The 20681-nt window shown below is 68.4% G+C and carries 15 protein-coding genes; 7 read left to right on the top strand and 8 right to left on the bottom strand.

Annotated elements, in window-relative coordinates; translation table 11 throughout:
* The first annotated feature begins 17 nt into the window (after nucleotides 1–17).
* Entirely contained in the window at nucleotides 18–1775 is a 1758-nt protein-coding gene (locus FZ983_RS25260) for a hypothetical protein (RefSeq protein ID WP_149226589.1), read from the top strand.
* Between the two features lie 5 nt (nucleotides 1776–1780).
* On the opposite strand, the gene FZ983_RS34900 is transcribed toward FZ983_RS25260, so the two are convergent.
* Nucleotides 1781–5098 carry a PAS domain S-box protein gene (locus FZ983_RS34900; RefSeq protein WP_247883967.1) on the bottom strand — a complete coding sequence of 1106 codons (3318 nt, stop codon included), beginning with the start codon at nucleotides 5096–5098 and terminating at the stop codon, nucleotides 1781–1783.
* 446 nt (nucleotides 5099–5544) lie between these two features.
* Between FZ983_RS34900 and FZ983_RS25250 the strand changes: the two genes are divergently transcribed.
* The 5 genes from FZ983_RS25250 (at nucleotide 5545) to FZ983_RS25230 (ending at nucleotide 13179) form a co-directional block, all read left to right on the top strand.
* Nucleotides 5545–6207 (top strand): HAD hydrolase-like protein, encoded by a 663-nt coding sequence (locus FZ983_RS25250; RefSeq protein WP_149226587.1) that lies wholly within the window; start codon nucleotides 5545–5547, stop codon nucleotides 6205–6207.
* Between the two features lie 330 nt (nucleotides 6208–6537).
* Entirely contained in the window at nucleotides 6538–7617 is a 1080-nt protein-coding gene (locus tag FZ983_RS25245; RefSeq protein WP_149226585.1) for an aldose epimerase family protein, read from the top strand.
* A gap of 70 nt (nucleotides 7618–7687) precedes the next feature.
* Nucleotides 7688–9187 (top strand): pyruvate kinase, encoded by a 1500-nt coding sequence (gene pyk / locus FZ983_RS25240; RefSeq protein ID WP_149226583.1) that lies wholly within the window; start codon nucleotides 7688–7690, stop codon nucleotides 9185–9187.
* A gap of 355 nt (nucleotides 9188–9542) precedes the next feature.
* On the top strand, nucleotides 9543–12761 hold the full coding sequence (locus tag FZ983_RS25235) for an EAL domain-containing protein (protein ID WP_149226581.1): 3219 nt from the start codon (nucleotides 9543–9545) through the stop codon (nucleotides 12759–12761).
* 91 nt (nucleotides 12762–12852) lie between these two features.
* On the top strand, nucleotides 12853–13179 hold the full coding sequence (locus FZ983_RS25230; RefSeq protein ID WP_149226579.1) for a hypothetical protein: 327 nt from the start codon (nucleotides 12853–12855) through the stop codon (nucleotides 13177–13179).
* A 57-nt stretch (nucleotides 13180–13236) separates the two neighbouring features.
* Here the strand turns inward: FZ983_RS25230 and FZ983_RS25225 are convergent, their stop codons facing one another.
* The 5 genes from FZ983_RS25225 to FZ983_RS25205 are packed head-to-tail and all read right to left on the bottom strand — an operon-like array spanning nucleotide 13237 to nucleotide 17392.
* On the bottom strand, nucleotides 13237–13950 hold the full coding sequence (locus FZ983_RS25225; RefSeq protein ID WP_149226577.1) for a histidine phosphatase family protein: 714 nt from the start codon (nucleotides 13948–13950) through the stop codon (nucleotides 13237–13239).
* Nucleotides 13947–14360 carry a DUF6285 domain-containing protein gene (locus tag FZ983_RS25220; protein ID WP_149226575.1) on the bottom strand — a complete coding sequence of 138 codons (414 nt, stop codon included), beginning with the start codon at nucleotides 14358–14360 and terminating at the stop codon, nucleotides 13947–13949. Before FZ983_RS25220 ends, FZ983_RS25225 begins: the two co-directional genes overlap by 4 nt.
* Nucleotides 14357–15403 carry a phosphotransferase family protein gene (locus tag FZ983_RS25215; RefSeq protein WP_149226573.1) on the bottom strand — a complete coding sequence of 349 codons (1047 nt, stop codon included), beginning with the start codon at nucleotides 15401–15403 and terminating at the stop codon, nucleotides 14357–14359. The genes FZ983_RS25220 and FZ983_RS25215 overlap by 4 nt, the downstream gene beginning before the upstream one ends.
* Nucleotides 15400–16596 carry an acyl-CoA dehydrogenase family protein gene (locus FZ983_RS25210; protein WP_149226571.1) on the bottom strand — a complete coding sequence of 399 codons (1197 nt, stop codon included), beginning with the start codon at nucleotides 16594–16596 and terminating at the stop codon, nucleotides 15400–15402. Before FZ983_RS25210 ends, FZ983_RS25215 begins: the two co-directional genes overlap by 4 nt.
* Before the next feature lie 16 nt (nucleotides 16597–16612).
* Complete coding sequence (locus tag FZ983_RS25205) at nucleotides 16613–17392, bottom strand: glucose 1-dehydrogenase (protein ID WP_149226569.1); 780 nt, start codon at nucleotides 17390–17392, stop codon at nucleotides 16613–16615.
* Between the two features lie 148 nt (nucleotides 17393–17540).
* On the opposite strand from FZ983_RS25205, the gene FZ983_RS25200 reads away from it, so the two are divergent.
* Nucleotides 17541–18251, top strand: coding sequence for a TetR/AcrR family transcriptional regulator (locus FZ983_RS25200; protein WP_149226567.1), 711 nt, complete (start codon nucleotides 17541–17543; stop codon nucleotides 18249–18251).
* A 225-nt stretch (nucleotides 18252–18476) separates the two neighbouring features.
* Here FZ983_RS25200 and FZ983_RS25195 read toward each other — a convergent pair whose 3' ends face one another.
* Both FZ983_RS25195 and FZ983_RS25190 read right to left on the bottom strand, forming a co-directional pair.
* Nucleotides 18477–19682 carry an ABC transporter substrate-binding protein gene (locus FZ983_RS25195; RefSeq protein WP_149226565.1) on the bottom strand — a complete coding sequence of 402 codons (1206 nt, stop codon included), beginning with the start codon at nucleotides 19680–19682 and terminating at the stop codon, nucleotides 18477–18479.
* Between the two features lie 37 nt (nucleotides 19683–19719).
* Complete coding sequence (locus FZ983_RS25190) at nucleotides 19720–20652, bottom strand: 3-keto-5-aminohexanoate cleavage protein (RefSeq protein WP_149226563.1); 933 nt, start codon at nucleotides 20650–20652, stop codon at nucleotides 19720–19722.
* Nucleotides 20653–20681 lie beyond the last annotated feature (29 nt).

Below are 20681 nucleotides of genomic sequence, written 5' to 3'. Positions count from 1 at the left end.
GCCGGCGGGAGCAAGCCATGCTGGTCTACGGCGACCGGGACAGCTGCGAGGATCCCCGCCGCATCATCGCACGGCTGAAACAGGGGCTTGCCGGTGCCGACCGGCTCGCCCCCGGAGCAGAGCGGCATGGCGCCCTGGTAACGCTGTTCATCGAAGCGGCGGAGTTGGCGCAGGGTCTTGCCGACTTGGAATTCCACAGTATCGGCGAGGATGATTGCACGCCGTTGCAGCAGGCAGCCATGGCGGTCGTCATGGCCCTCGCGCATCGAGTCGCCTGGTCCTGGTGGCCGAGGCGGCCGGGGTGGACGGGGGAGCAGCGGGAAGCCGCGGCTCCGCTCGCCCCGCACTCTCTGGAGAGCTTGGCCGCTTTCCCCCTGCCGGACCTGATCCGCATGCGACGGGCCGAGGGCTATGCCTTCTACAGCCTTTATCCGGAAGCCTATCTCGAGGCCGCGGCGAGATTGCCGCCGCGGTTCGCCGACGCCCCGGTGGTGATCGGGCTGCGCAGCATCGGCACCGGGCTGGCGGCCCTGGCGGCAGTGGCGCTGAAGTCTTGTCCACCGATAACGTTGCGCCCGGTGGGGCATCCTTTTCGACGGGAACCGCGGATTTCAAACCGTCTGCGCGCCGGAATGCTTGCCGATCCCAAGGCCACCTACGTCATCGTGGACGAAGGGCCGGGCCTGTCCGGCAGTTCGTTCGGCGCGGTGGCCGACTGGCTGGACTCACAGGGTGTCGGTGCAGACCGGATCGCCTTCCTGCCCGGCCATGGCGGGGATCTTGGCCCCCAGGCATCCGAGCCGCACCGCCGGCGCTGGGCAGCGGCGGCGCGCCCGGTGATCGATTTCGATTCGCTGTTCCGCTCAGGCGACAGTCCGTTCCCGCCGCTGGAACGCTGGTTCGAGGATTTGCTCGGCCCGGCCTTGGCACCCCTGGAAGACCTGTCGGGCGGGGCATGGCGGCGGCTGCACGACTCCACAGGCGCTTTCCCGGCCAATCCACAGCAGGAACGCCGGAAATTCCTCCTGCGCACCGGCAACGGCCCCTGGCTGCTGAAGTTCGCCGGCCTGGGCCGTGCCGGAGAGGAGCTGCTTGAACGCGCCCGCGCGCTCCATGCCGCCGGCTTTACCCCCGAACCCGTTGACTTGCGCCATGGATTCCTCGCCGAACGCTGGCTGGAGGGCGCTCGCCCGCTGACCGACATGCCCGCGGACGCCGTGGACCGCCTCGCCGGCTATCTCGCCTTCCGCGCCCGGCATCTGCCGGCCCCTCCGGACTCCGGCGCCGCCTTGCCCGATCTGCTGACCATGGCCCGCACCAACGTCGCGGAGGCGCTGGGCAACGGTGCCGCCGCCGATCTGGATCGCTGGACGCCGGACAAGCTGGCCGGGTTGGAGACCGCTCTACGGCGCGTGGTCACCGACAACCGGCTGCATCGCTGGGAATGGCTGCGGCTGCCGGACGGGTGCCTGATGAAGGCCGATGCGCTGGACCATGCCGCCGCCCATGACCTGATCGGTTGCCAGGACATCGCCTGGGACGTGGCCGGCGGCATCGTGGAATTCGACCTGTCCGATGCGCAGGCCCGCGCCCTGTGCGGTGCGATAGACGCGGCAGCGGGGTTGGACCGGCGGCTGCTGGAATTCCTCCTGCCCTGCTACATCGCCTTCCAGATCGGCTATTGGACCTTCGCCATGGGCAGCGACCCATCCGCCGCGGCCGAACGCCGGCGCTACGAAAAGCAGTGGCACCGCAGGATCGCGGGTGAGGCCTGAACCAATCAGGCGATTTCGGCGGACGGCGTCGCTCCGGCCAGCGCCTCGTCCAGGGCTTGCAGCAGGCCGTCGATGCGGTAGGGCTTCGGCAGCACCCGGATGCCCTCGGTCCGCGCCACGTCCTCGCTGTAGCCGGTCGTCAGCACCACCGGCAGGCCGGGACGCAGGGCGATCGCCTCGCGGCAAAGGTCGATGCCGCTCAGCCGGCCGGGCATCACGACGTCGGAGAACAGCAGGTCGATGCGCTCCCCGCCGGCCAGCACCGGCAGCGCCTCGTCCGCGGTGGTGGCGCGCAGGACGATCCATCCGGCATCCTCCAGCGCCGCCGAAACGGAGGAGGCGACGACCGGATCATCCTCCACCATCAGCACGCGGGCGGCATCCCGGCGCGGGATCGCGATGCGGGCCGGCGGGGCGGTCACCCGAGGCGCCTGGGCGGAGGCGCGCAGAAGAAGCGTGACGGTGGTGCCCTGCCCCGGCCGGCTGTCGATCCAGACGGTGCCGCCCGCCTGCCGGGCAAGCCCATAGACCTGCGCCAGCCCGAGGCCGGATCCCTTGCCGACCTCCTTGGTGGTGAAGAAGGGGTCGAATGCCTTGGCGATCACTTCCGGCGGCATGCCGGTCCCGGTGTCGCCGACCGACAGGCGCACGAACTCCCCCTCCAGGCCGGTCGGGTCGCCGGAGCGAAGCGTCGCGTTCTCCGCCGCGATGGTCAGGCTGCCGCCCTGGGGCATCGCGTCGCGCGCGTTCACCGCCATGTTGATCAGAGCCAGCTCGAACTGGGTCGGGTCGACCTCGATCGGGCGCAGGTCGGGGGCGAAGCGGGTTTCCACCCGGATGTCGGCGCGCAGCGCGCGCTCCAGCAGGCCGGCCATGCCCAGAACCCGGTCGCGCAGGTCGATGGGTTCCGGGCGCAGGCTGTCGCGGCGGGCGAAGCCCATCAGTTGCTGGACCAGCTTGCTGCCGCGGTCCACCGCCTGCATCCCCGCCTCCAGCAGCGGTGCCACCCGCGGCTCCGCGGTGCGGCGGCCGATCATGGTCAGGCAACTGCTGAGCGCCTGGAGCAGGTTGTTGAAGTCATGGGCGACCCCGCCGGTCAACTGGCCGACCGCCTCCATCTTCTGCGCCTGCCGCAGCTGTTCCTCGGCCCGGCGCAGGGCGGCCTCGGACTCCTTGCGCGCGGTCACGTCGCGGCCCACCGCGTGGATGAAGCGGTCGTCGGGAACCGCGGTCCAGGAAATCCAGCGGTAGGATCCGTCCTTGTGGCGATAGCGGTTCTCGAACCGCATGGTGGTCAGGCCCGATTCCAGCCGGCCCGCCTCGGCCCCCGTCGCCTCCCGGTCTTCGGGATGGACGTAGTCGAGGAAGACGGTTCCCAGCAACTCCCCCTCCTGCCAGCCCAGCAGGGCGGTCCAGGCCGGGTTGACCGCGGTGATGATCCCGTCGAAGCGCGCGACCAGCATGATGTCGGTCGACAGCCGCCACATTCGGTCGCGGTCGGCGGTGCGGTCGGCCACACGCTGTTCCAGCGTCGCGTTCAGCTCGCGCAGGGCCTCCTCGGCACACTTGCGGTCGGTGATGTCGTAGCAGGCGCCGAGCACCCGCGTCACGACCCCTTCCCCCTGCAGCCCGGCATGAGTGATCGCCTGCGCGCGCCGGGCGATCCAGCGCACCTCACCAGTGCCGGGACCACTGCCGGGACCACTGCCGGGCCGGAGGATGCGGTATTCGACATAGCCCAGCCCCTCGGCCGGCACGCGGCCGGGCTGAAGGGTCGGCAGGGATGGCCGGTCCGCCGGATGGATCAGGGTGACCAGCTCCTCAAGGGGAACCAGAGGCCGCGGTTCGACACCCCACAGCCGGCAGAATTCCGGCGACACCGCCAGCATTCCGTCCTCGCGCAGTTCGAAGGTGCCAACCCCGCCGGCATCCTGCGCGATGCGCAGCCGTTGCTCGCTTTCGCGCAGCGCGTCCTCTGTGCGCTTCATCCCGGTCACGTCGTTGCCCTGGACGAACATTCCCGTGACTTGGCCCTGGTCATCCCGGATAGGCTGGAACACGAAGGTGACGAAGCGGTCCTCCAGCGGCGCGCCGGGCCGCCGCGCCAGCCTCGCGCGCATCCCTTCGCCGACGAACGGTTCGCCGGTGGCATAGACATGGTCGGCCAGTTCGAAGAAGCCCTGCCCGACCACTTCCGGCAGAGCCTGCCGCGCCGGCTTCCCGATGATGTCGCGGCAGCCGATCAGGTCGAAATAGGCATCGTTCGCCATCTCGAAGACATGGTCGGGACCGCGCCAGACATACATGAATCCCGGCGCCTGCCGGAACAGGGCGCGGAACCGCTCCCCCTCCGCCCGAAGCTGGCGATTGGCGCGGCGCAGCTCGGCTTCGGCCTGCACGCGCTCCACCGCCGACCAGGTCCGTTCCGCCACCTCCCTGACCAGTTCGACCTCGTCGTCGCGCCACCGCCGCGGGGTCCGGTTGTGCACATAGAGCGCGGCGACCATCCGCCCCTGCTTCACCAGGCTGGCGGTGATGACGGCGGCGAATTCCAGGGCGTCGAAGGCCGCCCGCAGCTCCGGCGCCGCCGTGCGTGGATCGTGGGCGGCGTCGTGGATGACCAGCGTCTCCCCCTTGCGCAACGCCGTCAGAACGGGCTCCCCGAACCCCGTCAGGTCATGCGTGCCGATGTGGGACTGCACCGTTCCGTCGGTCCAGTTGCGTTCGGTGGTGAAGAAACGCTCGCCGTCGTCCATCGCGCCATAGCCGACGCGGCTGGCGCCGAGATGCCGCCCGATCGCCTCCGCCGCCGCGACCACCACGTCGAGCGGGTCCGACAGCTCCCGCAGACGGTGCTCCAGCTCGATATGGAAGGCCGTGCGCCGCTCGGCCAGCACCGCCGCCGTCGTCTCGGTGACGATGCAGAGGAAGCCGCCGACCGCGCCGGCCGCGTCCATGATCGGCGTGTAGGAGAATGTGAAATAGGCGTCCTCGCGGTGGCCGTTCCGCTCCAGCGGCACCGTCCAGTTCTCGTGCCTCAGCGCTTCGCCGTCCAGGACCTGACGGACGAAGCCTTGCGCCTTCGGCCAGGCGTCCGGCCAAACCTGCGCCATCGGCCGTGCAAGCGCATCGGGATGCCGGGCGCCGAGAATCTCGACATAGGCGTCATTGTAGAGGAAGGTGACCTCCGTTCCCCAGCCGATGAACATCGCCTGGCGGGAACGCAGCATCAGCCCGGCCGCAGCACGCAGCTCCGGCGGCCAGCCGGCAGGCGGGCCGAGAGGCGTCGCAGCCCAGTCATGGCTGCGCATGAGCCCGCTCACCTCGCCCGCTCCGGTCAGGAAGGCGGGCGGCACGGCAATGGCCGATGACGGGCTCACCGGCGAGGCCCGGAGTTGGCGGAGATCGGGCAGCCTTGGACGTCCATCACAAGCAAGCGAATGGTCAGAGTCGAACCAACCCCTTATCACACGCCGGTGGGGTGACGAGGTAGCTGTCCAATCGTCAGCCCCGTTCGAGGTAGCGCCTGTGTCGGAGGGGAGAGGACCGACAAACCGGCTTTCCAACGCTTGAGCATATTAATATATTGCAATCGGTGCCGCAGCCTGCCTCATGTTTTACCGGGCGGTCGCTTCCAGTGACCGTTCCATGGGGCAGTTTCCGGATGCTCCTCTCGGACTTGAGGCCCGCCGTGCTATTTTGTCCGGCGGCTTCCTTTTCCGTCCTGCGGACGCTCCCCCCTATCAAGACCTGCAAACGGGACCTGGACATGACCTTGCCCTGCCAAGCGGTCCTGTTCGATTTCGACGGTGTGATCGTCGAATCGAACGCGATCAAGCTTGAAGCCTTCCTCAGCCTGTACCGCGGGCACGGCCCGGAGGTGGACCGGGCGATCGCCGATTTCTACCACCGCAACGGCGGGCTGCCGCGGGGGCAGATGCTCCACCACTTCGACCAAGTGCTGCTGGGCCTGCCGCGGAACGAGGAGCGGATCGAGGAAATGGTCCGGCGCGTCGGCGGGATGGTGGAAGACGCCGTCACCGCCTGCGATGAGATCCCCGGCGCGCTCGACTTCATCCGCCGCCATGGCAACCGGCATCCGCTGTTCATCGCCTCCGGCACGCCGGAGACGGAGTTGCGGCGGATCGTGGAGCGCCGCGGCTGGACGCCGCTGTTCGCCGAAGTCGCCGGCAGCCCCCGCCACAAGACCATCGTCGTCGCCGACCTGATCGAGCGCCACGGCATCGACACCAGCCGCAGCGTCTTCGTCGGCGATGCCCTGACCGACCTGGAGGCGGCGCAGACCAACGGCCTACCCTTCATCGGCGTCGTCCGTCCCGGTGCGGAGAATGTGTTCCCCACCGGCACGCACATCGAACCCGATCTGACCGCGCTGGAAGGCGCCATCGCGACGGTGCTGGGCCGGGCGTGAGTACGCCGCCCAGGATAAGCTGATGCGGAACGGCCGGCCGTCGACCACTGCGCCGGCCGGCCCGATCCCCCGCCGGACGCCCGGCAATCCCGCTGAATTCCCCGCCCTGCCGCCTCCCCCTGCGGCAAACTGTCCGTGCCAGCGTGAAAAGGCCGAAGCGGTTTGCCTTCGGCTCTAATATATTAGTATAATAATGCCACGATGCTTCCGGTGAGGCCCAAACCATGACCGCGGACCCATTGGAAACGGCACTGCTCCTGCGCGTGGTGATGATCCTGGGGCTGATGCTTCTCGGTTTTTTGTAACCTTTTCCACAGGGATGCCTGGACCATGGCGACCTACACCGACCTGAAGCGCGACGACTACCGCGCCACCATCGACGGCAAGCCGGTGGACCTGTTCACCCTGCGCAACGGCCGGGGCATGGTGGTGCGGATCACCAATTACGGCGCCAAGATCGAACAGATCCTGGTTCCGGACCGCGACGGCAATCCGGGCGATATCGTCCAGGGCTATGACACCATCGATGGTGCGATGGGCGGCCAGCCCTCCATGGGGTCCTTCATCGGACGCTATTGCGGGCGCATCGACGGCGGCCGCTTCACGCTGGACGGCGTGGAGCATCAGGCTTCAGTCAACAGCCCGCCCAACACAGTGCATGGCGGCCAGCGCGGTTCCCGCTTCCGCGTCTTCGACGCCCGACAGTTGGACGAGGCTAGCCTGGAATTGACCTACGTCTTCCAGGACGGCGAGGAAGGCTTCCCCGGCACCCTGCCGGTGCGGCTGGTCTATTCGGTCGGCGACGACAACGCCCTGACCATCGCCTGGACCGCGGTGGCGGCCGACAAGACCACCGTCGCCAACTTCACCGACCACACCTTCTTCAACCTGTCGGGCGATCTCGGATCGTCGATCCTCGACCATGTCGTCACCGTCCATGCCGGCCACTATCTCGCGCTCAGCGACACCGCGGTGCCGACGGGCGAGGTGGTGGACGTCACCGGCACTCCGCTCGACTTCCGCAAGCCGGCGGCCTTCGGCGACCGCATCGACGCCGACGACCGCATGCTGGCGCTCGGCAAGGGCTATGACCTGCATTATGTGATCGACAAGCCGGCAACCGGCCCGGCCCCGGCGCTGCAGGCCCGCATCCTCCACCCCGACAGCGGCCGGACGCTGGAGGTGCTGTCGACCGAACCCGGCCTTCAGCTCTACACCGGCAATTTCCTGGAGGGCAAAGCCCCCCGCGACGTCGGCAAGGGCGGCACGCTCTACACCAGGCACAGCGCCTTCTGCGCCGAACCGTCGAAATTTCCGAACTCCGTCAACATCCCCTCCTTCCCCTCGACCGTGCTGCGCCCCGGCCAATGGTATGCCGGGTCCATCGTCTACCGGTTCGGGGTGGCCTGAGGCGACGACGCCGCCCGCCCCCCTTCCTGTCCCGCACGGCCACCATCTTCTCTTCGGAGCCTGTTACCCCATGAGCACTGCCAAGCCGATCCGCCGTTACCGGCAGACGAAAATCGTCGCCACGCTGGGTCCGTCCTCCTCCTCGCCCGCGATGATCCGCCGCCTCTTCGAGGCCGGCGTCGACGTCTTCCGCCTGAACTTCAGCCATGGCAGTCACGAGGACCATGGCGAGCGCGTCCGCGCCATCCGCGCGCTGGAGGAGGAGACCGGCCGCCCCATCGCCATCATGGCCGACCTGCAGGGCCCGAAGCTGCGGCTCGGCCGCTTCGCCAATGGTCCGGTGACGCTCACCGCCGGCCAGTCCTTCTGCCTCGACCTGCTGTCGGAGCCGGGTGACGCCCGCCGCGTCGGCATGCCGCATCCGGAGATCTTCGCCGCCCTGGTGCCGGACGCCGAACTGCTGCTGGACGACGGTAAGGTGCGGCTGCGGGTGACCGCCTGCGGCGCCGACTTCGCCGAGACCGTTGTGGTGTCCGGCACGAAGCTGTCCGACCGCAAGGGCGTCAACGTCCCCGGCGTCGTGCTGCCGCTGTCGCCGCTGACCGCCAAGGACCGCGCCGACCTCGACTTCGCCCTCGACCAGGGCGTCGATTGGGTGGCGCTCAGCTTCGTCCAGCGTCCCGAGGACGTGGCCGAGGCGCGCAAGCTGATCGGCGGCCGCGCCGCCCTGCTGTCCAAGCTGGAGAAGCCGCAGGCGATCCAGCATCTCGACCGCATCGTCGAGATGTCGGACGGCGTGATGGTGGCCCGTGGCGACCTGGGCGTGGAAATGCCGCCGGAGGACGTCCCCTCGATCCAGAAGCGTATCGTTCATGCCGCCCGTCTGGCCGGCAAGCCGGTGATCGTCGCCACCCAGATGCTGGAATCGATGATCTCCGCCCCCGCCCCGACCCGCGCGGAGGCCTCCGACGTCGCCACCGCGGTGTTCGACGGCGCCGATGCGGTCATGCTGTCGGCGGAAACCGCGTCGGGCGAGTATCCGATTGAAGCGGTGTCGATCATGGACCGCATCGCCCGGCGGGTGGAAGGGGACACGCTCTATCGCAAGATGATGGACGCGCAGCACGCCGATCCGGAGCAGACCGCGTCCGACGCCATCACCGCCGCGGCCCGTCAGGTCGCCCACACGATCAAGGCGGCGGCCATCGCGACCTACACCACCAGCGGCTCCACCACGCTGCGGGCGGCGCGCGAACGGCCGGAGGTGCCGATCCTCTGCATGACCGAAAAGGCCGCCATCGCCCGCCGCCTCGTGCTGGCCTACGGCGTCCATGCCGTGCTGACCGAGGACGTGCAGAACTTCTCCGACATGGTGCACAAGGCCGCCCGTCTGGCCTTCGTCCATGGGCTGGCCGAGGAAGGGCAGCGGCTGGTCATCACCGCCGGCGTTCCGTTCGGCATGCCGGGATCGACCAACATCCTGCGCATCGCCTGGGTCGAGGCGCCGAGCCGTCAGGACCGCGAGCGCGACGCCCGGGCCCGCCAGCCGATGGAACTGACCGAGGCCTGATCGGCATAGCCGCAGCTTCTGCCAACAGCCAGGCTTCCGTTTTGAAGAACCGGAAGCCTGGCGGGTACGAAATGAATAGCCGATCGGCCTTCAGGTCCCGCTTCCTCGACGAGGCGGAGGATCGATCCATTCTCATGCAGTCCGCGACCGTCTGACAAATATCAGGGTTTCCCCCAATAGCATTGCGCCGGAGTTTACAGCGCCGCTGCAGAACAATCTTGAAACAACATGCTCACGCCAACAGTGACTACTGTCAGCCTGGATAGATTATTAACCTTTTCTTCGGTGCTTCACGAATAAGCATGAGTTCCGGCACTTTGGAGCCGGCAATCGCCATCCTTATCGATCCGTGACAATGCACCAAGCCCTGACCGCCGAGCAGACCGCCGGATTTGACCGGCTCCCGGACCGCAAGCAGGCTCCGGTGGATGCCGTGCACGACGCGCTTCCGGTGGGGATCGCGTTTCTCGACCGGCGACTCCGTTGCCTACGGATGAACCGGCGCATGGGCGCGATGGCCGGGTTGCCGTCCTCTTCCGCGGCGGGGGTCTCGCTGACCGACCTCTGGCCGGAGGCGGAGGAGGCATTGCGCGCGGCCCTGCCGGCCGTCCTGGCCGGCACGGTGGTCGAGGGCATCCCGCTGACCGACGCCGACGCGGTGCTGGTCGCCGCGCTGCACCCCCACAGCGATGAGGATGGAGCCACTCTCCTCTGCATCGTGGAGGACCGCACCGAGCTGCGGCGGCGGGAGGCCGACCTCCGGTGGCTCGAGGAGTTGCATCGCCACACGCTGGAGCAGAGCAACCTCTATCCCTGGTGCAGCGACCCCGACGGCACGCCGCGGACGACGTCTCGCTGGCGCGACCGCATCGGCCAGACCACTGAGCAGACCACTGAGCAGACCGCCACCGCCGAAGATTGGAGCGCCGCACTCCACCCCGACGACCGCGCGCCCTTCGCCGCCGCCTGGGCCGCGGCGCTGAATTGCGGCACTCCGCTCGAGATGGACCTGCGCCTGCGCGTTGTGGGAGAAGAGGCGCAAGGCGGCGACGGCTATCGCTGGTTCCGCCGCCGCGCCTCCGCCCACCGCGGCGGGGATGGGCGCATCCCCCACTGGTACGGCACCGACGAGGACATCCACCAGCGCCGTCTGGCCGAGGATGCGCTCCGCGAAAGCGAGGACCATTACCGCCATTCGGTCGAGCTGAACCCGCAATTCCCCTTCACGCTCGATGCCGACGGCCGGCTTCTGGAAGTTTCGTCGCGCTGGCGCGCCCTGGTCGGCCTGACCCACGAGGAGACACTGGGGCATGGCTGGATGGGCGCCGTCCACCCCGACGACCTCAGGAGCACTCTGGACAATTGGGCCGACGCCATGGCGACCGGCATCCGGATCGACCATGAAAAGCGCATCCGCATGGCCGACGGCAGCTATCGCTGGTTCCGCGCGCGCGCTACGGCCCGGCGCGACGCGACCGGCCGGGTCATGCGCTGGTACGGCTCGACCGAGGACATTCATGAACGGAAGATGACGGAAGCCGCTCTGCGCGAGAGCGAGGCCTTCGCCCGCCAGATCCTCGACAACACGCCGGAATGCGTCAAGGTCTTGGACATGGAGGGGCGGCTGACCTTCATGAGCATCCCCGGCCTCGCCCTGATGGAACTCGACAGCTTCGACTGCGTGAACGGCCACCCTTGGGAAGCATTCTGGCCCGAGGAACGGCGGGCGGAGTTGCGGACTTCGGTGGAAACCGCGCGGCAAGGCGGCACCTCCCGTTTCATCGGCTTCTGTCCGACGGCCAAGGGCACGCCCAAATGGTGGGACAATCTGGTCTGCCCCCTGCCCGGCCCCGATGGGCGACCGCAGCGGCTGCTGGCGATCTCCCGCGACATCACCGACATCCAACTGGCCCGACAAAAGGTGGACGAGTCCACGGCCCTGCTGTCCGGTGTGCTGGAGAGCACGACCGACAGCGTGGTGTTCGTCGATCGCGACTGGCGCATCACCTACCGCAACCCGGCCGCCGCCGCCATCCATGAGGACTGCGGCATCCGGCTGGGCGACGACTTCTTCGGCGCCTTCCCGCAGCAGACCGGCACCCGCGACCTGTTCCGCCGGGCGATGGTGGAGCAGCGACCGGTGGTCTTCGAGGAATTCGTCACGACGCTCGGTGAATGGACGGAGGTTCATGCCTTCCCCACCGCGCAGGGCCTGTCGGTGTTCTTCCGCAATGTCACCGAACGCCGCCGCATGGAAGAGGAGCGCCGCGCCGCGCAGGAGAAGATCGCGCGTCTCGCCCGGCTGGATTCGCTGACCGGCCTGTCCAACCGCCTCTATTTCCAGGAAAGGCTGGAGCAGTCCCTGCGCGAGGCGACGCCCGACGGCATGATGGCGGTCCACTACATCGACCTGGACCAGTTCAAGGCGGTCAACGACACGTTGGGCCACCCGGCCGGCGACGCGCTGCTGCGGCAGGTGGCCGACCGGCTGCGCGGCTGCATCGGCCCGGCCGACCTCGTGTCCCGCTTCGGCGGAGACGAGTTCGCCATCCTCCAGCCCGGCCTTTGGGGCACGGGAGAGGCGGAGGAGCTTGCCCGCTGCATCGTCTCCGTCCTGGCGCAGCCCTTCGACGTCGACGGCGCCCAGATCCAGACCGGCACCAGCATCGGCATCGCCTTGGCCCACCGCGACGGGATCGACGCAGATTCCCTGATGAAGGCGGCGGACATCGCGCTCTACCGCGCCAAGGCCGACGGCCGCAACACCCACCGCTTCTTCGCGCCGGAGATGGCGGAACGGTTGAAGGCCTTCCACGACCTGAAGCTCGGCCTGCACGAGGCCCTGCGCCATGACGAGTTCGAGCTGCACTACCAGCCGCTGATCGCCACCGACGATGGCCGCATCCGCGGGCTCGAGGCGCTGATCCGATGGCGCCATCCCGGGCGCGGCCTGATCAACCCGGCCGACTTCATCCCGGTGGCGGAGGAAACCGGCCTGATCGCCCACATCGGCGAATGGGCGCTGCGCACGGCCTGCCGCGAGGCCACGCGCTGGCCGGACGGGATCGGGGTCAGCGTCAACGTCTCCTCCGTCCAATTCCGCAACAAGGGACTGGTCGAGGCGGTGCGCAACGCCTTGGCCGAGACCGGCCTCGCCCCCGCCCGTCTGGAGCTGGAAATCACCGAATCCGTCCTGTTGCAGGACGACGACACCAACCTCCACACTCTGCGGGAACTGCGGGCGCTCGGCACCCGCATCGTCATGGACGATTTCGGCACCGGCTATTCGGCGCTGGGCTATCTCTGCCGCTTCCCCTTCGACAAGGTGAAGATCGATCGCAGCTTCGTCGCCGACCTGCCGCGCTGCACCGGTTCCACCGCCGTGGTGCAGGCGGTGGCCGGCATGGGCCGCAACCTCGGCATCGTCATCACCGCCGAGGGGGTGGAGGACCGGGCGCAGCTCGACGCCGTCCGCCGGCTGGGTTGCCACGAGGCGCAGGGATACCACGTCTCGCGTCCGATCCCCGCGGCGGAGGTGCCGGCGCTGATCGCTCGGCTGCAGGGCGGCGACTGACCCGGCGCGCTGCCGGACCGCAACGCCTTCCGGCGCCGGCTGTTCTGGTACGGGAACGCTTCCTGCCTGGACACCGACCCGGAGGATACCCATGGCAAAGACCACCACCGACCACGACGAGATCCGCCGCTGGGCCGAAAGCCACGGCGGCAAGCCCGCCGTCGTCCGCAGCACCCATGACGAAGACGGCGGCAAGAACCGCAAGACCGGCGTCGGCCTGCTGCGCCTGATGTTCCCCAAGGCCCGCCAGTCCGACCATGGCGAGCTGGAGGAGATCGACTGGAACGAGTTCTTCCAGCAGTTCGAGGACTCCAAGCTGGCGCTGCTCTACGAAGAGGGCTCCAACTTCAACAAGCTGATCGGCCGCGATACCGCCGAGAAGCGGGAGCATGGCGACCATAAGGCGGCACGGCACTGACGGACTGCCGGGCGGCAGCCGACCGCCCGGCGTTTCCAGGCCTCCGCGACACTGCCGTCAGTCCAAATCCAGCAGCGGACCGAAGGCCTCCTCCAGGCTGGTGCGGTGCAGGCCGAGCTTTGCCGGGTTGCCGGGGGTCAGGTTCACGGCACGGATCAGGCGGCGCAGCACCCGGCCGTCGGCCACATCGACGTCGATGATGTTGATGCAGCCGTAATCCTGTTCGAAGGCCGACAAGGCGGACAGCCCCGCCCCACAGGCCCAGGACAGCAGCATGCGATTCACGCCGTCATGGGCGGCCAGCGCCAGGTGGGTCCAGCCGGGTTCCAGCACCAGCGCCTCGATCGCCGGCACCACCCGGTCACGGACCGCCGCGAAACCGTCGCCGCCGGCGAAGCTGCCCTCCTCGGTGGCGGCCTCGAAGCCGTAGACATAGGCGGCCTCGCGCTTCTCCTTCGGAACAGCGGCCAGCCGACCGGCGCGGATTTCCAGGAAGGCCGGATGGTCCTCCACGGCCAGCCCATGCGGTTCGGCGACCAGTTCCGCCGTCTGCTTCGTGCGGGCAAGACCGGAACAGAGCACCCGGTCGAGCGGCACGGAGGAGAGCAGCCGGCCGGCCGCCCGCGCCTCCTCCCGCCCACGCTCGGTCAGGGCGGCCAGCTTCGGGTTCAGCGGCTTGCCGTCGGCATCGTAATAGGCGACATGCCCGTGACGGAGCAGATACAGCCGCCGTCGCGCGACGGTACCGTCCAGCGGAGCGAAGGGGCTCATCGACCGGACCCCGGCGTTTCGAACTTTTGCGTCTCGGACCGGGAGGTTTCCGCCGCCAGCCGCTTCGGATTGCTCACCGCCAGCCTTGCCCGCGTGATGTCCATCAGCACCGCCCGCAAGGCCGCCTGCCGCTCGGGGGCATCGAGGCGTCCGACGTCGATGTCGGTGCAGAGCCGGGGCAGCAGCGCCCGCAGATCGCCCTTGGCATTGATGAGTTTCCCCACCGCGTCGGCAAGCCCCGCCTCGCCCTTGCCGCCGGCCGCCAGTTCGCGTTCAGCCACGCCGAGTGCGTTGGCGATCATCAGCGCGGTGAAGCGCTGGTCGGCCGGGATCACCGGCAGGATCGACTCGCGGAAGCTGCGCAGCGCGATGGCGACGAGGTCGCCGGCCTTGGGATCGTCGTTGATCATACGAAGCCTCCGCGCGCCGCGACGGCGTCCAGGTGCAGCAACAGGTCCAATTCGATCTCCGGCAGCATCCGCCCGGTCAGCGCCAGTTCCAGCGACGGTTCGGTGCCGGAGATGTGGCGGTTGGCCTGCTGGATGGCGATCACCGCCCAACGCATGCAGGCCGCCGCTTCCCAATAGGCGACGGCATGCGGATCCACCCGGCGGCCGGCGGTTTCCTCATAGCCGGCATAGAAGTCGTCCCGGTCGGCGATGCCGCCGGCTTCGCGGTCGTTGCGGCCGAAGCGCCAGCAGGCGGCGCAGAACCAGCCCAGATCCTCCATCGGGTCGGACCAGCCCGCGAACTCCCAATCGATGATGGCGGACAGCCGGCCGTCCTCGACCATGTAGTTGCCGGTGCGGTAATCGCGGTGGCACAGCACGAGGTCGCCGGATGGCGGCGCGTTCCGCTCCAGCCAGCGCAGGCCGTAGGTCAGAACCGGATCGGTCACGGCATAGCGTCCGGCCCACTGGCGGAAATCATGGGCGGCTTGCCGCGCCGCCGTCGGTTCGGGCAGGGGCAGGAATTCCAACCCCGGCGTTCCCGGCCGCACGCGGTGGATCAGGCCGAGTTGCCTGCCGAGTTCACGGGCCAGATCGCGCTGCGGCGCGTCGCTCTTGACGATGCGGAAGCCGGCGGCGATGCCCGCCGCCCGCCGCATGATGTAGAAGGGCGCGCCCAGCATCGCCGGGTCCGATCCGACGAACAGCGGCTCCGGAACCGTGGCACCAGTGGCGAATACGGCGCCGAGAACCGCCGCCTCCTGCACCTTCCCAAGGCTGGCCGACACGCCGGACGCGGAGCCGGTGCGCAGCACGCAGGCATGGCGGCCGTCCAGCCGACCCCCGTCAATCTCCAACGTCACCGCCAGATTGAGCGAGATGGCGCCGCCGCTGAGGCGCCCCTCATCCGTCACCGTCACGGCTCTGGCCCCGGCCTGCCCGGCCAGCCAGGATTCCAGCGCCGCCTTCCGCTCCGCGGTCAGGCCGGTCCCGCCGCCACTCATCGCCAGCCCCAGAAATCGTCGCCCTCGGCGAGATAGCTGCGGCTCAGCACCATCTTGTGGACCTCCGACGCGCCGTCGACCAGCTTGGCCTGCCGGGCGTAGCGGTAGATCCATTCCAGCACCGTGTCCTTGGAATAGCCGCGCGCGCCGCAGAGCTGGATCGCCGTGTCCGCCGCCTTGAACAGGGTGTCGGCGACCTGGACCTTGGCCATGGACACCTCCTTGCGGGCAAAGCTGCCGCTGTCGAGCGCATGGGCGGCCTTCATCGTCAGCAGCCGGCCGATCTCGATCTGCATCGCCGTCTCGCCCAGCATCCACTGTACGCCCTCATGCTCGGCCAGCGGCATGCCGAAGCTCTCGCGCTCCTTGACGTAAGCCGCGGCGATCTCCAGGCAGCGCTTGGCGAGGCCGGTCCAGCGCATGCAGTGGGTCAACCGCGCCGGCCCCAGGCGGATCTGCGTCGCCTTCAGCCCGTCGCCGACCTTCATCAGCACATTCTCGTCCGCGATCTCCAGACCGTCGAAGATCAGTTCGCAATGGCCGCCATGCTCCTCCGGCCCCATGATCGGGATGCGGCGTTCGATGCGCCAGCCCGGCTGGTCCTTGTCGAACAGGAAGGCGGTCAGCCCCTTGCGCGGATCGTCGGACGTACGCGCCATCAGGATGAAGTGTTGCGCCGCGTCGGCCCCGGTGATGAACCACTTGCGCCCGGTGACGACCCAGCGGTCGCCCTTGCGCTCCGCCCTGGTCTTCATCATCGACGGGTCGGAACCGCCGCCGGGATGCGGTTCGGTCATGGCGAAGGCGCTGCGCACCCGCCCCTCGACGATGGGGGCGAGCCAGCGCTCCTTCTGGGCCGGCGTGCCGACCATGCTGAGTAGCCGCATGTTGCCGTCGTCGGGGGCGGCGGCGTTGAAGCAGACCGGCCCGAAGATGGAGCGGTTCATCTCCTCGTAGCAGGCGGCGACGCCGACCATCGGCAGGCCCTGCCCGCCCACCTCCTTCGGCAACTGCAGCGTCCACAGGCCGGCGGCCTTGGCCTTCGCGCGCAGCGCGGCCAGGGGGGCGTCGGCGATGTTCTCATGCTCGTCCCAGTTGGCGCGGTCGGCCTCGACCGGGAGGATCTCCTCCTCGACGAAGGCGCGCACGCGGCGGCGGTGGTCGTCCAGCTCCGGGGGAAGGGTGAAGTCCATGGAACGGCTCCGTTCTTTACAGGGAGGAAACCAGATGGCCGCCGTCGACGGCGAGGATCGATCCGGTCATGTAGGCGCCGGCATCCGACGCCAGCAGAAGCAGCGGCCCGTCCAGATCGGCCAGCCGGCCGAGACGGCGCTGCGGGATGCGCTTGACCAGCGCCTTGCCGGCATCGCTGGCGAAGAAATCGGCGTTCAGCTCGGTCTCGACATAGCCGGGGCAGAGCGCGTTGACGCGGATGTCATAGCGGGCCAGCTCCAGCGCCATCGCCTTGGTCAGATGCACCAGACCGCCCTTCGCGGCGATGTAGGACGACACATGGCCAGCCACCCGCATGCCGAGAATCGACGCGATGTTGACGATGGTCCCGCCCTTCCCGCCGCTCTGCGCGTCGTCGCGCATGCGCCGCGCCACTTCGCGGGCGACGCGGGCGCAGCCGGTCAGGTTGGTGTCGACCACCCGGTCCCATTCCTCCTCGCTCATGTCGAGGAAGGGGCGCGTGGCGGTCACGCCGGCATTGTTGACCAGGATGTCGATGCGGCCGAGCCCGTCCCAGGCCTGCGCGACCGCAGCGGAGACGGAGCCCGCATCGGTGACGTCCATGGCGACGACCAGGGCGGTGCCGCCGGCTGCCTCGATGGCGGCCTTCGTCTCGGCCAGCGCGTCGGTGCGCCGGGCGGCCAGCGCCACGCGGGCGCCCGCCTTCGCCAGCACCCCGGCGAAATGCCGGCCCAGGCCGCTCGATGCGCCGGTGACCAGCGCCGTCCTGCCGGTCAGGTCTATGGTGAAGCTCATGCTTCCTCCCAGGTTGGGATTTTTGGTGGACGTCGCCGCAGGCGCTTCGAACAGCGCTCTTGAAAAAACGAGCGAGCGCTCGCTTTATATCTCCGACGCTCTTCTTGTGCAAGAACGATTGACGTCACGAACGATAGGGTCCGACCGCATGAGCAGCTTTCAGGAGTTCCAGGCCCGGCACGACCTGTCGATGGAGGCTTTGTGCGCCCGCATCCTGGAACGCCATGCCGCGACCATCCGGGTGAAGAAGCCGGCGGTCGCCATCGCCAATCTTGCGCGGATCGTGGAAACGACGCTGACGCTGGCGAACCGCAAGGGCTTCCATTCCATGAGCCTGCGCGATTTGACCGAACAGTCGGGACTGAGCATGGGGGCGCTCTACGCCTATTTCGACAGCAAGGACACGCTGCTGATGATGATCCTGGGACAGGTCGTCGGCGTGGTGGAGGAGGTGCTGGGCCGGCCGCCGGAAGCGCTCGCGACCGATCCCGCCGGCCGGCTGCGCTGGCTTCTGGAAACGCACCTCTATCTGACCGAGGCGATGCACCCCTGGTTCGTCTTCGCCTACATGGAGGCGAAAGCCTTCCCGAAGGAAGGCCGCGAACTCGCCGTCAGCAGCGAGATGATGACGGAATCGATGATCGCCGACGCGCTGGCCGACGGCGTCGCCCGCGGGCTGTTCGCGGTGCCGGACGTGACGATGGCGGCGGTGCTGATCAAGCCGATGCTGCAGGACTGGTACGTGAAGCGCGCCAAGCACCGCCGCCGCGGCGTCACCCCGGATCTCTACGCCGAGCAGCTGATCGCCTTCGTCGAGGCGGCGGTGGGACTAAGGACAATGCAGGCAGCGGGGCGCTGATTTAAGATGTCATCTATCAAAGCCCCTCTCCCCTCGCGGGAGAGGGGTTGGGGTGAGGGGGGCAAACTTATGAAACCGACTGCCTTCGGCAGTTACCCCTCATCCCAACCCGCGGGTCGGCAAAACGCCGTTGGCGTTTGGCCGATCCCGCCCCGCAAGGGGAGAAGGGCATTAGCAACGGGATGTGGCTGTAGGATCTGAAACGCGACAGCCCCGGCCGCGGGCTTACTTCACCAGCGGGCAGCCGCCCTTGTCCATCGGGCGATAGGCCTCGTCGCCCGGGATGGTGGTCAGCACCTTGTAATAGTCCCACGGCCCCTTGGACTCGTCCGGGGTCTTCACCTGCATCAGGTACATGTCGTGGACCATGCGGCCGTCGGCGCGCAGCTTGCCGCCCTTGGCGAACGCGTCGTTCACCGGCGTCTCGCGCATCTTCGCCACCACCGCCTTGGCTTCGTCGGTGCCGGCGGCCTCGATGGCCTTCAGGTAATGGCGCACGGCGGAATAGCTGCCGGTCTGGATCATGCTGGGCATCTTGCCGGTCTTGGCCATGTATGCCTTGGCGAAGGCGCGGGCATCGTCGTCGCGGTCGGCGTTCCAGCCATCCATCAGCACCAGCCCCTGCGCCGCCTTCAGCCCGAGGGAATGCACGTCGGTGGGGAACATCAGCAGGCTCGCCAAGGTCTGCCCGCCCTGCGGCAGGCCGAACTCCTGCGCCTGCTTGATCGAGTTGGCGGTGTCGCCGCCAGCATTGGCGAGCGCGATGACCTTCGCCCCCGACCCCTGCGCCTGCAGCAGGTAGGAGGAGAAGTCGGCGGTGTTCAGCGGATGCCGGACGGAGCCGGTGATCTTGGCGCCGTTGGCCTTCAGCACCTCGGTCAGCGACTGCTCCAGCGCATGGCCGAAGGCATAGTCCACGGTCAGGAAGTGCCAGCTGTCGCCCAGGATCTTGGCGCCCGCCTTGCCCATGCCCTGGGCCAGCGCATAGGTGTCGTAGGTCCAATGGGCGGTGGTCGGCGAACAGGCCTCGCCGGTCAACTGCGCCGCTCCGCCGCCGGAGATCAGGAAGACGCGGTTCTTGCGCTTGGTGATGTCCTGCACCGCCAGCGCGACGGACGAGGTCGGAACGTCGACGATCACGTCCACCTGCTCCGTGTCGATCCACTTGTTGACCAGCGACGCGCCGATGTCCGGCTTGTTCTGGTGGTCAGCGAAGATCACCTCCACCCGCTTGCCGGCGACCTTGCCGCCCATCTCCTCCACCGCCATCCGCACCGCCTCGACCGAGCCCATGCCGGTCGGGTCGGCATAGACGCCGGTCATGTCGTTCAGGACGGCGATCTTGATCTTGTCGTCGGAGATCTGGGCGTGAGCCGCCCCGGCGATCAGCGCGGCGGAACAGACGCCCGCGGCCAGAATCCAGCGTTTCATGGATGTTTCCTCCCTGTTTGGTTGGTTTTTCGGGTGGTCAGAAGGCGACGTTGTCGCCGCCCTTGGTCTGCAGCATCGCCCGCGCCTCTTCCGGCGTGGCGATCTCCAGGCTCAGCTCTTCGAGGATGCGGCGGATCTTGGTGACCTGTTCGGCGTTGGAGGTCGCCAGCTTGCCGCGCCCGGCATAGAGGCTGTCCTCCAACCCGACGCGGACGTTGCCGCCGAGGATGGCGCTCAGCGTGACGAAGGACATCTGGTGGCGCCCGGCGGCCAGCACCGACAGGTAATAGTCGTTGCCGAACAGCCGGTCGGCCGTGGCCTTCATGTGCATCAGGTTTTCCGGATCGGGGCCGATGCCGCCGAGGATCCCGAAGATGCATTGCGTGAAGAAGGGCGGCTTGACGATGCCGCGGTCGGCGAAATGCGCGAGGTTGTAGAGATGGCCGACGTCGTAGCACTCGAACTCGAACCGGGTGCCGGCATCGCCCAACTCGCGCATGCCGCGCTCGATCTGGGCGAAGGTGTTGGACAGGATGAAGTCGGTGGTCGATTCCAGATAGGGCTTCTCCCAATCGTGCTTGAAGCTGCCGAACTTCGACGCGGCGCCGGAGATGTTGAAGTTCATCGAGCCCATGTTCATCGACGCCACTTCCGGCTGCGCCCGCTTGGCCGCGGCCAGACGCTCGTCCAGCGTCATGCCCAGCCCGCCGCCGGTGGTGATGTTCAGGATGGCGGCGGTTTGCTGTTTGATGCGCGGCAGGAACTCCATGAACAGGTCCGGCGAGGGCGAGGGTTTGCCGGTATCCGGATCACGGGCGTGCAGATGGAGCATCGCCGCACCGGCCTCCGCCGCCGCCACCGCGTCGCGGGCGATCTCGTCCGGCGTGACCGGCAGATGGGGCGACATGGTCGGCGTGTGGATCGAGCCGGTCACGGCACAGGTGATGATGACCTTGTCGGCGCGCTTCATCGGGTGTCTCCTCCCTTGTTTTCCGTGAT

The organism is Azospirillum sp. B21 (assembly GCF_008364825.1).
Taxonomy (GTDB): domain Bacteria; phylum Pseudomonadota; class Alphaproteobacteria; order Azospirillales; family Azospirillaceae; genus Azospirillum.
This window is presented reverse-complemented; position numbering and strand designations above follow the sequence as displayed.

Bases quoted from the DNA above. Each gene is read 5' to 3' on its own strand.
- FZ983_RS25260 (WP_149226589.1), top strand. From the start codon at position 18: ATGCTGGTCTACGGCGACCGGGACAGCTGCGAGGATCCCCGCCGCATC.
- FZ983_RS25250 (WP_149226587.1), top strand. From the start codon at position 5,545: ATGACCTTGCCCTGCCAAGCGGTCCTGTTCGATTTCGACGGTGTGATC.
- FZ983_RS25245 (WP_149226585.1), top strand. From the start codon at position 6,538: ATGGCGACCTACACCGACCTGAAGCGCGACGACTACCGCGCCACCATC.
- pyk (WP_149226583.1), top strand. From the start codon at position 7,688: ATGAGCACTGCCAAGCCGATCCGCCGTTACCGGCAGACGAAAATCGTC.
- FZ983_RS25235 (WP_149226581.1), top strand. From the start codon at position 9,543: ATGCACCAAGCCCTGACCGCCGAGCAGACCGCCGGATTTGACCGGCTC.
- FZ983_RS25230 (WP_149226579.1), top strand. From the start codon at position 12,853: ATGGCAAAGACCACCACCGACCACGACGAGATCCGCCGCTGGGCCGAA.
- FZ983_RS25225 (WP_149226577.1), bottom strand. From the start codon at position 13,950: ATGAGCCCCTTCGCTCCGCTGGACGGTACCGTCGCGCGACGGCGGCTG.
- FZ983_RS25220 (WP_149226575.1), bottom strand. From the start codon at position 14,360: ATGATCAACGACGATCCCAAGGCCGGCGACCTCGTCGCCATCGCGCTG.
- FZ983_RS25215 (WP_149226573.1), bottom strand. From the start codon at position 15,403: ATGAGTGGCGGCGGGACCGGCCTGACCGCGGAGCGGAAGGCGGCGCTG.
- FZ983_RS25210 (WP_149226571.1), bottom strand. From the start codon at position 16,596: ATGGACTTCACCCTTCCCCCGGAGCTGGACGACCACCGCCGCCGCGTG.
- FZ983_RS25205 (WP_149226569.1), bottom strand. From the start codon at position 17,392: ATGAGCTTCACCATAGACCTGACCGGCAGGACGGCGCTGGTCACCGGC.
- FZ983_RS25200 (WP_149226567.1), top strand. From the start codon at position 17,541: ATGAGCAGCTTTCAGGAGTTCCAGGCCCGGCACGACCTGTCGATGGAG.
- FZ983_RS25195 (WP_149226565.1), bottom strand. From the start codon at position 19,682: ATGAAACGCTGGATTCTGGCCGCGGGCGTCTGTTCCGCCGCGCTGATC.
- FZ983_RS25190 (WP_149226563.1), bottom strand. From the start codon at position 20,652: ATGAAGCGCGCCGACAAGGTCATCATCACCTGTGCCGTGACCGGCTCG.